Source organism: Marinicella sediminis (assembly GCF_002000055.1).
In the GTDB taxonomy this organism is placed as follows: Bacteria; Pseudomonadota; Gammaproteobacteria; order Xanthomonadales; family Marinicellaceae; genus Marinicella; species Marinicella sediminis.
This window is the reverse complement of record NZ_MVBD01000012.1, coordinates 1-13,158: the sequence shown is the minus strand read 5'-3', so window position 1 is coordinate 13,158 and position 13,158 is coordinate 1. Positions and strand designations below refer to the sequence as shown.

Here is a 13,158-nt window from a genome sequence, read left to right as displayed (position 1 = left end):
CTGGTTTTTTTTGCGTTGTGATGTCCCTCAAATCAGCATATAATCATTCAGGCAGTTAATTGAGTGTGTGGAACTGACCGGTTGATCTCATGAGAATCTGAGGGCCTCCGGTTGCTGATTATGATTAATCTGAAAAAATTGATGTTATTGATTGCAGTTGTGCTGGTGTTTGCCGGATATGACTTCCTGTTTCTGGAGCGTTTTGAAAACGTCCGGGTTTTTAACATCATTGCCGAATTCTTTTTTGCCGCCATGGCGGCCATCCTGTTTCTGTCCATTGATGATTTAAAGGGCAGAAGATTCTATCATTACATCAATGTTGGATTCTTTCTGGCTTTCGTCGCGATGTTGATTGATGGTCTGGACCAACTCCATTTTCATGGTGAATTGTATACAGCACTCGGAGAGAAATTGACCCAGATGGTGGCTTTTACCCTGATCATCATAGGGGTGAAAAACTGGATTGTGGAATTCAGCTCAATGAATTCCAGGTTGGAAGAGTTGGTGATTACCGACGATTTAACCGGCCTGTATAACCGCAGAGGACTGATAAAAATTTTTGCTGAGTTGGAAGAAAAAGCCCGAAAAGAACACCTGAGTTTGTCTTTTGTGATTGCCGATCTGGATGATTTCAAGGAATACAATGACACCATGGGACATCTGGCTGGTGATGAGTTGCTGCACTCGCTTGGACAAAAATTCAAAGAATTAACCAACGCCAGTCAGATCATCGGTCGTTGGGGTGGGGAAGAATTTGCTGTGGGGTTATTGGGCAGTGACATGGTTGGCGCCAAAGCATTTGCAGAACGCATTCGCAAGCAGGTATTGTCAATTAACTTGCCCAGGAGTCATGACGGATCCCCATTGACCGTGAGTCTTGGAGTCGCACAATTGCTGCCCGGTGAAGATTTGATGAATGCGGTCAAAAGAGCTGATCGGTCATTGTACCGGGCTAAAAGCAACGGTAAAAATCAGGTTTTTGCTTTACCGGAACCAATCCAGGCGGTTGGTTAAGCCTTTCAGGAATGTTTCAATTCTGCTGACAAAGCTTTAGAATGATTGGCTTTATCTGAAGCGGGAGCATGAATTGACGCACTTTATTGAGGTGGCAGACGGGGTTTTGAGCCCTGAATTCTGTCAACACTGTATACAGAAATTTGAACAAAGCAAATCTCAAAGGCCTGGGGTAACCGGCCATGGCGTTGACCCCATTAAAAAGAACAGTACTGACATCACCATCAGTGGTGAACAGGATTGGCAAAATGAGATGGAGACTTTGCAAAAGGCGGTGCTCAATGGGCTCATCGCCTATATCAGGAAATATCCTTTTTTATTGGCTGGTGCCATTTCGCTGCAGGTGCAGACACCAGATGGTCCTGAGCAATTATCTTATGTGGACATTCCAGGCTTAAATAATGATTCCATTGCTTCTTTGATACAGGCTGTGTATCGCCTGGGATCGGTGAATATTCAGAAGTACCGAAAAAATGAAGGTGGTTATTTTTATTATCATTCTGAAGTATATCCACATCCCAGGGACCCTGCCAATGACGCTCTGCACCGAACCTTGTTGTGGATGTTCTATCTGAATGATGTTGAGGAAGGGGGCGAGACAGAGTTTTATTTTCAAAACCTGAAAACCAAGCCAAAACAAGGCTCCATGGTCATTGCGCCAGCTGGCTTTACCCACACCCACCGGGGAAACATGCCGGTATCCAATGACAAGTACATCTTTACCTCGTGGTTGTTGTTTAACCGTGCAGAACAGCTGTATGGGCAAAACCCGGGTTAAGCAGGCTGATCAACCGAGATTAAGCAAAAAATGATTTGCAGTTTGCTGGCAGATGGGTATAATTTCCAATCTTTTTAAACCAGCGGTAAATTATGAAAGTTTTATCATCTTTGAAATCAGCCAAGACTCGTTCGAGAGACTGCAAAGTGGTTCGCCGCCGTGGTAAAGTATTTGTGATTTGTAAATCAAATCCAAAATTGAAAGCACGTCAAAGATAAACCGCTTGTAGACTGAATATTAAAAATACCCTCAATTGAGGGTATTTTTTTGTCTGTCATTTGGGCGTGTGAAAGGAATCAAGGCTCAATCAACATCAGACAAACCACTCTGCGTGACTCCGCCAATATGACATTGAATGTCCTGGCCGCTGCCTGGTTGTCAAGCACTTCCAGGCCAATGTGGTTTTTGACCAGTGGTTCAAGGATATCGGGTTCAGGGAAAACTATTGATTCGCCGGTGGCCAGAATGATCAGTTCAGGGTCGTGGTCACATAAATTCAAAAATGTATCATGTTGCAGTTCAGATACGGTGTGAACGGTGGCCTGCGTCACTGGGTTGTGTGACGGTATGATGATCGATTGGCGGTGGATCACCTGTCCTATGGTGCAGCTGCCGGCATCGGCAGCCACGATCAGGTTGGGGTGGTTGGTGCGGTTTTCTGATAAATCCATGTGGGTTGTTATTTAGGTAGTTCAAACACAGGTTTTTTTGGGTTGGCGCGGAACACAGTCAGGGTCTGACCGATGGACTGAACCAGATGTGCCTTGGTTGTTTTAAGGAGTTGTTCGGTATAGGTTTTCCGGGTATCCCGATCGGTACGCATTTTGATCTTCACCAATTCATGTTGATTCAGACAGATATCCAGTTCGTTAAGGATGTTCTCAGTGATGCCTTTGTCAGCTATGGTGACCACTGGTTTGGTGTCGTGGGCCACGCCACGCAGGAATTTGAGGGCGTTTTTACTCAACGGACCCTTGCTTGCTTTTTTTACAGCTTTGTCAGACATTCAATGTTACACTTTTGATTTAAAGTGGTATTTTATCAGTAAACCTTTCAACACGACACCATTATGGGCAGAAGTAAGAGTTCAAACCAATGGCTCAAAGAGCATTTTGACGATGAATTTGTCAAGAAATCACAAGACGCAGGCTATCGGGCCAGGTCAGCATACAAATTGGCAGAGATTGCTGAAAAATTTGCTTTGTTTGCCGATTTGGAGGCGGTGGTGGATCTTGGTGCTGCGCCGGGTGGCTGGTGTCAGGTGGTGCAAAAAATGTCACCTGAAACCCGTTTCATCGTGGGTTTGGATCTGTTGCCAATAGAACCCATTGAAGGGGTGCATTTTATCCAGGGGGATTTCACCAGTGACGAGGTTTACGAACAGCTGCTGGAATTGTTGAACGATCGTAAAATAGACCTTGTTTTATCTGATATGGCCCCCAATTTAAGTGGCATGAGTGCCATGGATCAGCCGCGCTGTATGTTGCTGGCTGAAATGGCTCTGGAGTTTTGTCAACAATCATTGAAACCAGGTGGGTCTCATGTTGTCAAACTTTTTCAGGGTGAAGGTTTTGATCAACACGTGCAAAACATTCGTCAATTATTTAAAAAAGTAGTGATCTACAAGCCCAAGTCATCGCGCCCACGATCGAGAGAAGTTTTTGCGGTGGCCACTGGATTCAAATAACAACAGAGGCTTATTTTGAACAACATAGCAAAGAACATCTTATTGTGGATTGTGGTACTGATGGTGCTGATGAGTGTCTTCGGCAGCATGGTACAGCCACCGCAGCAAAGTGGACAAATCGTCTATTCAGAATTCATTAACATGGTACAAAGCGGTCAGATTGAAGAAGTCATTATTGATCCTGAGACTTCTGTACACCGCAAAATCACCGCCATGACCAAAGGCGGTGAAAAACTCACTGTCCAGGCTGGCAATGATCCTCATTTGGAGGATGACCTGTTGCTGAATAACGTCAAGTATGCGGTCAAAGAACCACAAACTGATGGTTGGGGTTGGCGCATATTTGAAACCGTTTTCCCAATCCTGCTGTTCATTGGTCTGTTCTTCCTTATCATGCGTCAAATGCAAGGTGGTGGCGGTAAAGGTGGTGCCATGAGCTTTGGACGTTCGAAAGCCAAATTGCTCACAGAAGATCAAAACAAAGTCACTTTTGATGATATGGCTGGTGCCGAAGAAGCCAAAGAAGAAGTGGGTGAGGTGGTTGATTTTCTCAGGGATCCAAGCAAGTTCCAGAAACTGGGCGGTCACATTCCACGCGGTATTTTGATGGTGGGCTCTCCGGGTACCGGTAAAACCTTGCTGGCCAAAGCCATTGCCGGCGAAGCCAAAGTGCCATTTTTCACCATCTCCGGATCTGATTTCGTGGAAATGTTTGTTGGTGTTGGAGCTTCCAGGGTTCGAGACATGTTTGAGCAAGCCAAGAAAAACGCCCCATGCATCATTTTCATTGATGAAATTGATGCGGTAGGTCGTCAGCGAGGCGCTGGCATGGGTGGTGGCCATGATGAGCGGGAACAAACCCTTAATCAACTGTTGGTTGAGATGGATGGTTTTGAAGGCAACGAAGGGGTGATTGTGATTGCCGCAACCAACCGTCCGGATGTATTGGATTCAGCCTTGTTACGGCCAGGCCGGTTCGACCGTCAGGTGGTGGTGCCTTTGCCTGATATCCTTGGCCGTGAAGCGATTTTAAAAGTTCACATGAAGAAGGTCCCGCTGGCTGACGATGTCAAGCCCCGGGTGATCGCCCGTGGTACACCTGGATTCTCTGGTGCAGATTTGGCCAATGTGGTCAATGAAGCGGCCTTGTTTGCGGCTCGTGAAAACGCCACAGAAGTTAAAATGATTCATTTTGACAAAGCCCGCGACAAGATCATGATGGGCGCTGAACGTAAATCAATGGTCATGGATGAGCATGATAAAAAAGTCACCGCTTACCATGAAGCGGGTCATGCCATCGTGGGCTACCTGTCGCCAGAACACAACCCGATTTATAAAGTGACCATCATTCCCCGCGGGCGTGCCCTGGGTGTGACCATGTCATTACCTGAAAAAGATGAAGTTTCAATCAGTAAACGCAAACTGGAATCACAGATTGCCATGGCCTATGGTGGTCGCATTGCTGAAGAGCTGTTGGGTGGTAAAGATGCCATTTCAACCGGCGCATCAAGTGACATTCAACATGCCACAGACATCGCCAGGAACATGGTAACCAAATGGGGATTTGGAGAAGGACTGGGCCCCTTGTTGTACTCTGAAGATGAAGGAGAAGTCTTCCTGGGTCGTCAGGTGACACAACACAAAAACGTCTCTGACGCCACCGCCAAACTGATTGATGAAGCGATCAAGAAAATCATCGATGACAATTACCAGAAGGCATATCAAATCCTGAATGACAACATGGATAAATTACACATCATGTCGGAAGCACTGATGAAGTATGAAACCATCAATGCCGATCAGGTGAAAGAAATCATGGAAGGCAAAGAAATCACACCGCCAGAAGACTGGGTGGATGAAGACAATGACAAACCTGCCAGTCCATCAAACAAATCCGATGACTCAGGTGAGTCAGTGATTGGTGGTGAAGCCACAGAAAGTTAACAGCCAATGAGAAAGGACTATCTGATTATGGGGGTACTTAATGTGACCCCCGATTCATTTTCGGATGGTGGACAGTTCATCAGTACCGATGATGCCATCAGCCAGGCAGATGTCATGGTGGCAGAAAATGTTGATTGGATTGATGTTGGTGGTGAGTCCACCAGACCAGGCGCTGCCGCGGTCAGCACAGATGAAGAAATCAGCCGTGTGGTGCCGGTGATCAGGGCCATCAGAGCCAAATACCCCAAACAAAAAATTTCCATTGACAGCAGCAAACCAGAAGTTATGGAGGCCGCAATTCTGGCTGGTGCAACCATGATCAATGATGTCAATGCCCTGCAAGCTGAAGGTTCGGTTGAAGTGGCAGTCAAACACGATGTTAAAGTCTGTTTGATGCATAAAAAAGGTACCCCGCAAACCATGCAGGATAATCCTGAATATGAAGATGTGGTGCAGGAAGTGCTGGATTTCTTTGCTCAGCGGGTGGAAGCCTGTTTGGCTTATGGTATGGATGCTGACCGCATCATTCTGGATCCGGGCATTGGTTTTGGTAAATCACTTGAGCACAATTTACAGCTGTTGAGCAACACCGCCACGTTCAAGCAAATGGGCTTTCCGATACTCATTGGGGTATCAAGAAAGTCCATGTTTGGTGAGCTGCTGGGGCGAGCAGTGAAAGACCGGCTGGCCGGCTCACTGGCTGTGGCACAATTCACATATCTTCAGGGAGCTGATTATTTCAGGGTACATGATGTGGCGGCCACCAGAGACACCCTGAAAACCTCACAGGCTTTGATAGGAAAAACCAATGAGTAAACATTATTTTGGAACTGATGGCATCCGCGGCAAAGTTGGTGGCGCATTAATGACTGCTGAATTTGCTTTGCGTCTGGGTTATGCCGCCGGTAAAGTGCTTGGTGATGCCATGCCCAATAAGACCATTGTCATTGGCAAAGACACCCGGGTGTCAGGTTACATGCTGGAATCTGCGCTTGAAGCAGGACTGTCATCTGCCGGAGTGAATATCATACTGTTCGGCCCCATGCCAACCCCGGCTGTCTCCTGGTTGACCAAAACCCTGCATGCCAGTGCCGGTATTGTCATCAGTGCATCACACAACCCTTATTATGACAATGGGATCAAATTTTTTAACCACACCGGGCAAAAGCTCAGCGATGAGCAAGAACTGGCGATTGAAGCATTGCTGGATCAACCGATGGAGATGGTTGAGTCAGCACAGCTGGGTAAGGCCAGGCGCTTAGAGGATGTGGCGGGCCGCTACATTGAATTCTGCAAACGGGCTGCCAATCGTTTGCTGCTGGCCGGTAAGAAAATAGTCCTGGATTGCGCCAATGGTGCGAGTTATCACATTGCACCTCAGGTGTTTCAGGAGCTGGGTGCAGACATCACGGTGATTGGCAATAAACCCGATGGGTTTAACATCAACAAAGATTGTGGTTCAACTGAAGTGTCGGTGCTCAGCGAAATGGTGGTAGAAACCAAAGCTGACCTGGGGATCGCCCTGGATGGTGATGGTGACCGGGTGGTGATGGTGGATCACACCGGCAACGAAGTGAACGGTGATCAATTGATTTTTATGGTTGCCAGGCACCTGCATGGACAAAATAAATTGAATGGTGGCGTGGTGGGTACCCTGATGTCAAATCAGGGGATGGAGGCTGGTCTCAAGCAATTGGGAATCCCGTTCATCCGTGCTGATGTGGGTGATCGTTATGTGCATCAGGAGTTGGTGAAAAACAATTGGATATTGGGGGGTGAATCATCTGGTCACATCCTCAACCTCAGCCTGGCAGATACCGGCGATGGCATTGTCAGTGCCCTGATGGTGCTTGAAGTAATGATGGAATCAGGCAAGTCGCTTAAAGACCTGGCCGCAGAAATGGATATGTACCCACAGGTGATGATCAATGTGCCTCACGACCAGCCCAAACAACTGGCTCAGGACCCGGCATTGATCAAGGCAGCACTGCAGATTGATGCATCCCTCGGTGATGATGGCCGGGTGTTGATCCGTCCCTCTGGAACCGAGCCTAAACTTCGGGTGATGGTCGAGGCGCGGGACATTGATGTGGCACAAAAAGAAGCCGAACAATTGGTAAAAATGGTAGAAAACACATGAAACAATGGATGATGATCTGGGCATTGCTCGGCTGTACACCAGCTTTTGCCTTTGAATTTCCGCAAGTAACAGATCACTGGCTCAGAGAGGCTCCGCCGAATGCCAGGATGTTGGCAGCATACGCGAAAGTCACCAACACCAGTACTGAAACCCTCACACTGACAGGTGCCTTTGCACCGGATTTTGGGATGGTTGAAATTCACAAAACCATAGAGGTAGATGGTGTGTTGAGAATGCGAGAACAACCGGCATTGGCGTTACCTGCTGATGGCGAAATCAGTATGCAGCCGGGTGGTTTACACATCATGCTGATGATGCCGGAACGCTCTTTCAAAGTAGGTGATGAAGCGCGTATTTGCCTGATTTATGCCGATAAAGATGGCAATGAGCATGTTCAGCACCTCGATTTTCCTGTACTGAAAAAATGAAAAAATCCGATTTTGACTTTGAGCTTCCAGAAGCATTGGTTGCTCAACAGCCATTGCCCAATCGAAGTGAAAGTCGTTTATTGAAACTGGATAAAAACTCCGGGAACACCAGCGATTTGAATTTTACTGATGTTCTTGAAGAATTGGAGGCCGGTGATTTGCTGGTGTTCAACAACACCAAAGTCATCCCTGCCAGAATGCTGGCGAAGAAGCCCACCGGTGGTAAAATTGAAGTGTTCATTGAACGGGTGCTCAATCCTCATCAGGCCAAAGCCCTGTTGAAGTCTAACAAGCCGGTAAAACTGGGTACCCTGATCGAACTGGGCTGTCAGCCTCAATTGATGGTCAGCGGTAAACAAGGCATGTTTTACCTGGTAGAAACCTGTACTGAACAGACTCTGAGTGAACTGATGCAGGCCCATGGACACATGCCATTACCACCATACATCACCCGTGATGCCAATGAAGCCGATGATGAGCGATATCAAACGGTTTATGCAGATGATCAGCAGGCAGGAGCAGTGGCTGCACCTACAGCTGGATTGCATTTTGATGAAGCATTGCTGCAAGCCATCAAAGACAAAGGCGTCAACACTGCCTTTGTAACCCTGCATGTTGGAGCTGGTACATTTCAACCAGTGAAGACCGACGACATTGAAGCCCATCAGATGCATAAGGAGTGGTTGAGTGTGAATCAAGCGGTCAGCGAACTGGTGAACCAAACCAAAACTGCAGGACACCGGGTGATTGCCGTGGGAACAACAGCTGTGCGTTGTCTGGAAACCGCCAGCGGTGAAGACGGTCGGACAGCCCCATTTGTTGGTGACACGCAGATTTTTATCTATCCTGGATACCAATTCAAAGTTCTTGATGGCTTGATCACCAATTTTCATTTACCCGAATCCACCCTGGTGATGCTGGTTTCAGCACTGGCCGGGCGTGAACACATCCTGGCGGCTTATCAGCATGCCATTGATGAACAATACCGTTTCTTCAGTTATGGCGATGCCATGCTGATCATCTGATCATGGATCTTGGCACCATCTTGTTGTGTGTGGTGCTGTTGTCATTGCTGGCCATTGCGGTGGTGTTGTTTGTCAGGTCTTCGGATGAGCAGAAGTTCAATTGGTTCACCGCAGCCCATCGTCCGGGTATTGAATACGCTGCTGAATACAGCCGCAAAGAAAAACTGATCAAGCTGGGTTTGCATGTTTTGTGGCTGGCACCGTTATTCGCGCTGCTTAATTACCAGGTACTGCCGGCATTGAATGAGCCATCGGGATGGGCTTGTCAGGATTGGTTTGGTCGGTCGGCTATGCTGTGGGTATTGGAGCTTCTGATCAGCACTCCGCTGTTGATCATGACCGTGGCAAGTATTCCGGTGGCATTGCACTGGAAAAGGGTGATGCGCGTCAAACAACATCCTTTACCAGGGCAAAAAGTATTCAAACCCACTGCTGTCATTCGCGGCCACAAAGCCAGGGCGCGGGCCAGATTGGTGTTGATCGTACTGCCATTGTGTTGGCTGATACTGCTGTTCATGACGGTTCGCCTGAGCCATCAGCTCGGCGAACACCTGAGTCCTGAACGTGTTAATGACTTTTGTCAGCCAACATCACCACAATCCTGACAATTTGATGTTACCTGCGAACTTTGGCCGAATGCGCTGCGCTGCGGAACAGGGTATTGGTCAGCATCAGTTGTAAGCCATCCAGAAATGCCCTGATGGTGGGTTCCTGGGTGAACGCGATGACCATGCCTTTGCCTTTGGGCTGGTGTATCAAGAATGGCTTGTAAGCCAATTGCTGACGATTTTCTTCCCACAGATAGCCGCTGGCTAGTAAGTCATCTGGTCCTTTGAACCAAGCAACATTACGACCTTTATTTAACTGTATTGGGGTATAAATCTGTCTGCCAGCAACCAAAGCGATGACTTCTGGTTTGACCCCAGCAGTGAGCCAGTGATCCTGATCTACAGCTACCCGGGTGAGAACACCAGCAACAGCATCAGGGCGGGCCTGATCATCTGCTATGGCTTTGTGCAAATCGGTGGCCTCTTTGAGTAGTTGGCCTGGAGCCGTTGCTTTTTTGTCACCTTTGGCTTTCTTGCCTTTTTCGGTTTCCTGAAATGCCAGTTCTGGTTTGACCGACAGCCAGCCAGTTTGTTCTGCAGCCGCATATGCGGTGGCCTGACCGAGGGTCAGTAACACGCCACCATCAGAGATCCAGTCATTGATGTTGCTCAAGCCAGATTTGCTGAAGATCGTCTGGTAATTGCCACCTGGTAAAATCAAAACGTCATAGGGACTCAAATCTGCCACATTCAGGTGTTTGCTGCGAATGGCTGTGACCGGATAGCCCAATTGGCGCTCAATCACAAAGCGTGTGTTTCCAGCACTCAGACTACTGGTTGGTTCATCCCAGGCCATGGCAATGTTGATTTTGGGAATGGTCACCACATTCATTGAACCAAAATTAGGACCTTTAATGACCCAGCTGGTGCTCACTCCATCAACCTGGGCGCCGGTTTGTTCTGCCAGTTGCCTGATGGTTTCTGCCACATCGACTGAGTTGTTTTTGACTTCAATAATCAGGGTGCCGGCAGGATAATTTTTCCCATTGTTGTGGGTGAAAGGTAAATCGGTGGATTTGATGACCAATCCCTGACGAAGTCCTTTGGTGAGAAAACGACCAGCTGCCATGTCCTTCCAGGGTACCAGGTACGCCATACTCGCGCTGCCCTCTGAGATGCTCCCGGTCAGTGGCACTGATCCATCCCATGGTTGCAGTGTCTGGGATTTGACCGAATCACACCGTTCAACATCCAGATTAAACATCAAGGGCAACGACCAGGCGGTTAAATCAAATATCTGATCCCGCAGGTTTTTGCGGCGACGGTCTTCTTGTTTTTCAATGAACGCCGGGTCCATGTCAACCTGTTGGCGCAGCATGGTCTCAGCCATGCGTCCTCTGGGTTGAGCTGAATCAATCACGAAGCTGCCGGCGGGAAGGGGGGTGCCACAAGCCCGCGAGGCTGAGGTGGTTTGTTGTACTTCAATGCCGTGTGTGCTGAGTAAGGTAGCCAGTTTATGAGCTCCGGCGCGATCCGTTTGTTTTGGAATCAAGTGAAAGCGTTGCCGGCTTTTTTCACCGGACCTGATGGCGCTGACCTGGTATTGGTAAAAATCAGACAGCAGTTGTTTTCTCAATTGTGCAGTGGCCTCTATGGTGGAGACAGAAGCCACAAAGTGTTGTTGCACTGATTCTGCGTAGGTGTATTGCTCGCCAGTACGCCTTTTGAAAATTTCTCCTCTGGCTGAAGCCACTTCGTAGGTAGATGCGGAGGCACCGTAAAAAGTGGGCCAACTGTCCCCGTATCCGGGGTAAAAGGCATCAAATACTTCGCGGGTGAAATAGTCATGGCCCATGGCGTCAAAATGCTTGGCGTGGTTTTTGCCTATCAGGTTCATGTTGTTGATTTGATCTGCGGTCATCAATGGGTTAAACGGTTCAGCTGCCGGCGCGAAGTAATACGAGCTGTCACCGCCCATTTCGTGAACGTCTATGACCACTTGTGGCAGGTGTTGGTTGAGTGTTTTGATGCGGCCCTGGGTTTCCGGCTGAGTCATGGCCAGCCAATCCCGGTTCATATCAAACAGATAGTGATTGGTGCGACCACTGGGCCAGGGTTCATTGTGTTCAGCGCTGAAGCGATCCGGGCTGGGTTCCAGGCCGACCGTGCTGTAATATCGGGAAGTAAAGCGATCGCGGCCATCCGGGTTTTGCAAAGGGTCAATGAATACCAGGGTGTTGTCCAGAATCTGTTGGGTCATGGGCTCATGCCCGGAGGCCAGCAGGTGGTATGCGGTTAACATGGCCGCATCGGTGCTGCTGATTTCATTGCCATGAACGCCATACCCCAGCCACACAGAGGCAGGCAGGGAATCGATCAGTTTACGTGCCGCATCGTTGTCTGTCTGCCGTGGATCTGATAGCTGTTGAATCTGGTTGGTCAGTTCAGGCAGTTTCGTCAGATGTGCAGCAGATCCAATCACCACGTAGATCAATGGACGGCCTTCCCAGGTTTGTGCATAAGTGAAGACTTTCATTTGTTCAGGCGCTGCCTTGGCCAGTGCCTGCATGTAGGTCATCATTTGGGCATGGGTTGATACCCGTTCGCCTGGCTGATGTCCCAGAACATCATGTATGGTAGGGATGTTTTTTTGATAAGAAAAATCCGGCCACCCCATTTCCCTGGCCTGAATGGCAGAACCAGTGATTGATAGCAGGAATAATGCGGTCAGACGGTAAAATGAGTTGATCATCAGTGGGCACCCTTAAAAAATTAAAACAGTATAACTGATCAAAAGTCTGAAGCATGTGCTGAAAGACAGATAGATGGTTGGCCAATGGTTTTATGGTCATTGAGAATGAAGCAAAATGCCCCCATGTTTTTAAATATGATGGATCGATATGTACGCCGTAATAATGAGGATGAAGGGGTTAACTGGAGTTTGTTTATCCTGTTGCTGGGATTTACCCTGTTGTTGAGGCTGGTCATATTTTTTGGTGTTGTCAGCCTACATTGCCTGCCCTTCTCAACTTATTTTTTTCAGGAGTATCAGTCAGGACTGTCTGTTCTTGAAGCGGTGGTGTTGATCTATTTATTGCTCAGTGCATGGGCTTTGATTGAATTCATCAAGCCAGTGATGGTCACCCGCATTGCGCGAGGGCAAACGTATTCCACCAGACTGATACACGGGCTGTTGCTGGTCTTTGCTTTATTGTGTTTGTTCAGCACTCTGAGGGCGTTGTCTGCTGCAGAAGATGTGGTTCATTACCGGGAATTGAGCAAAACTGATGGCAGCAGCTTGCAACGGCATGAAAGCAAATCCCGTTTCAAAACAATCTATTGTTCAGTTTATGACAAGGATTACCTTGATTTGTCGGACTGATTGTTGACATTTGGATGATGTGGTTTGACAGCAGTGCAGGGCATTCATCTCAGTGTTGCCACTCAAGTTGCTGGATGGATCACCCAGCTGATCGCTAACCACTCCCGACATTTTATGGGGATGAGGTGGTTTATGGGCGGGTCAAAAGAGGTCTCATCGGCATTCTGACCATGTGCGTGGTTGGTTCGCTGAGCGAACCGCCGCTCACTCCT

At 48.1% G+C, this 13,158-nt stretch carries 14 protein-coding genes; 11 read left to right on the top strand and 3 right to left on the bottom strand.

Annotated elements, in window-relative coordinates; translation table 11 throughout:
* The first annotated feature begins 120 nt into the window (after window positions 1–120).
* The 3 genes from B0475_RS14445 to ykgO all read left to right on the top strand — a co-directional run bounded on the left by B0475_RS14445 (window position 121) and on the right by ykgO (window position 2,010).
* Window positions 121–1,014, top strand: a complete 894-nt coding sequence (locus B0475_RS14445; protein WP_077412595.1) for a GGDEF domain-containing protein — start codon at window positions 121–123, stop codon at window positions 1,012–1,014.
* Window positions 1,015–1,087: 73 nt separating this feature from the next.
* Window positions 1,088–1,792: a 2OG-Fe(II) oxygenase gene (locus B0475_RS14440; protein WP_077412594.1), complete on the top strand. Its 705-nt coding sequence runs from the start codon at window positions 1,088–1,090 to the stop codon at window positions 1,790–1,792.
* 92 nt (window positions 1,793–1,884) lie between these two features.
* On the top strand, window positions 1,885–2,010 hold the full coding sequence (gene ykgO / locus B0475_RS14435) for a type B 50S ribosomal protein L36 (RefSeq protein ID WP_077412593.1): 126 nt from the start codon (window positions 1,885–1,887) through the stop codon (window positions 2,008–2,010).
* Between the two features lie 78 nt (window positions 2,011–2,088).
* On the opposite strand, the gene B0475_RS14430 is transcribed toward ykgO, so the two are convergent.
* Entirely contained in the window at window positions 2,089–2,463 is a 375-nt protein-coding gene (locus B0475_RS14430; RefSeq protein ID WP_077412592.1) for an Mth938-like domain-containing protein, read from the bottom strand.
* An 8-nt stretch (window positions 2,464–2,471) separates the two neighbouring features.
* Window positions 2,472–2,798: a YhbY family RNA-binding protein gene (locus B0475_RS14425; protein ID WP_077412591.1), complete on the bottom strand. Its 327-nt coding sequence runs from the start codon at window positions 2,796–2,798 to the stop codon at window positions 2,472–2,474.
* 60 nt (window positions 2,799–2,858) lie between these two features.
* On the opposite strand from B0475_RS14425, the gene B0475_RS14420 reads away from it, so the two are divergent.
* Genes B0475_RS14420 through B0475_RS14390 form a run of 7 tightly spaced genes read left to right on the top strand, consistent with a single transcriptional unit; the run spans window position 2,859 to window position 9,621 of the window.
* Window positions 2,859–3,479 (top strand): RlmE family RNA methyltransferase, encoded by a 621-nt coding sequence (locus tag B0475_RS14420; protein WP_449288554.1) that lies wholly within the window; start codon window positions 2,859–2,861, stop codon window positions 3,477–3,479.
* A 15-nt stretch (window positions 3,480–3,494) separates the two neighbouring features.
* Window positions 3,495–5,423 carry an ATP-dependent zinc metalloprotease FtsH gene (ftsH, locus tag B0475_RS14415; protein ID WP_077412589.1) on the top strand — a complete coding sequence of 643 codons (1,929 nt, stop codon included), beginning with the start codon at window positions 3,495–3,497 and terminating at the stop codon, window positions 5,421–5,423.
* A gap of 27 nt (window positions 5,424–5,450) precedes the next feature.
* On the top strand, window positions 5,451–6,239 hold the full coding sequence (gene folP / locus B0475_RS14410) for a dihydropteroate synthase (RefSeq protein ID WP_232781896.1): 789 nt from the start codon (window positions 5,451–5,453) through the stop codon (window positions 6,237–6,239).
* Window positions 6,232–7,563 carry a phosphoglucosamine mutase gene (glmM, locus tag B0475_RS14405; RefSeq protein WP_077412587.1) on the top strand — a complete coding sequence of 444 codons (1,332 nt, stop codon included), beginning with the start codon at window positions 6,232–6,234 and terminating at the stop codon, window positions 7,561–7,563. Before folP ends, glmM begins: the two co-directional genes overlap by 8 nt.
* Window positions 7,560–7,991 carry a copper chaperone PCu(A)C gene (locus tag B0475_RS14400; protein WP_077412586.1) on the top strand — a complete coding sequence of 144 codons (432 nt, stop codon included), beginning with the start codon at window positions 7,560–7,562 and terminating at the stop codon, window positions 7,989–7,991. Before glmM ends, B0475_RS14400 begins: the two co-directional genes overlap by 4 nt.
* Window positions 7,988–9,016, top strand: a complete 1,029-nt coding sequence (gene queA / locus B0475_RS14395) for a tRNA preQ1(34) S-adenosylmethionine ribosyltransferase-isomerase QueA (RefSeq protein ID WP_077412585.1) — start codon at window positions 7,988–7,990, stop codon at window positions 9,014–9,016. The genes B0475_RS14400 and queA overlap by 4 nt, the downstream gene beginning before the upstream one ends.
* A gap of 2 nt (window positions 9,017–9,018) precedes the next feature.
* Window positions 9,019–9,621, top strand: coding sequence for a hypothetical protein (locus B0475_RS14390; RefSeq protein ID WP_077412584.1), 603 nt, complete (start codon window positions 9,019–9,021; stop codon window positions 9,619–9,621).
* A 10-nt stretch (window positions 9,622–9,631) separates the two neighbouring features.
* Here B0475_RS14390 and B0475_RS14385 read toward each other — a convergent pair whose 3' ends face one another.
* The gene (locus B0475_RS14385) at window positions 9,632–12,316 is read right to left on the bottom strand and encodes a M14 metallopeptidase family protein (protein WP_077412583.1); all 2,685 of its coding nucleotides are present in this window, start codon (window positions 12,314–12,316) and stop codon (window positions 9,632–9,634) included.
* Window positions 12,317–12,421: 105 nt separating this feature from the next.
* Between B0475_RS14385 and B0475_RS14380 the strand changes: the two genes are divergently transcribed.
* Window positions 12,422–12,946 (top strand): hypothetical protein, encoded by a 525-nt coding sequence (locus tag B0475_RS14380; RefSeq protein ID WP_077412582.1) that lies wholly within the window; start codon window positions 12,422–12,424, stop codon window positions 12,944–12,946.
* Window positions 12,947–13,158: the final 212 nt, after the last annotated feature.

Coding starts and splice junctions, on each gene's coding strand:
- B0475_RS14445 (WP_077412595.1), top strand. CDS start 121: ATGATTAATCTGAAAAAATTGATGTTATTGATTGCAGTTGTGCTGGTG.
- ykgO (WP_077412593.1), top strand. CDS start 1,885: ATGAAAGTTTTATCATCTTTGAAATCAGCCAAGACTCGTTCGAGAGAC.
- B0475_RS14430 (WP_077412592.1), bottom strand. CDS start 2,463: ATGGATTTATCAGAAAACCGCACCAACCACCCCAACCTGATCGTGGCT.
- B0475_RS14425 (WP_077412591.1), bottom strand. CDS start 2,798: ATGTCTGACAAAGCTGTAAAAAAAGCAAGCAAGGGTCCGTTGAGTAAA.
- folP (WP_232781896.1), top strand. CDS start 5,451: ATGGGGGTACTTAATGTGACCCCCGATTCATTTTCGGATGGTGGACAG.
- glmM (WP_077412587.1), top strand. CDS start 6,232: ATGAGTAAACATTATTTTGGAACTGATGGCATCCGCGGCAAAGTTGGT.
- B0475_RS14400 (WP_077412586.1), top strand. CDS start 7,560: ATGAAACAATGGATGATGATCTGGGCATTGCTCGGCTGTACACCAGCT.
- queA (WP_077412585.1), top strand. CDS start 7,988: ATGAAAAAATCCGATTTTGACTTTGAGCTTCCAGAAGCATTGGTTGCT.
- B0475_RS14390 (WP_077412584.1), top strand. CDS start 9,019: ATGGATCTTGGCACCATCTTGTTGTGTGTGGTGCTGTTGTCATTGCTG.
- B0475_RS14385 (WP_077412583.1), bottom strand. CDS start 12,316: ATGATCAACTCATTTTACCGTCTGACCGCATTATTCCTGCTATCAATC.
- B0475_RS14380 (WP_077412582.1), top strand. CDS start 12,422: ATGAAGCAAAATGCCCCCATGTTTTTAAATATGATGGATCGATATGTA.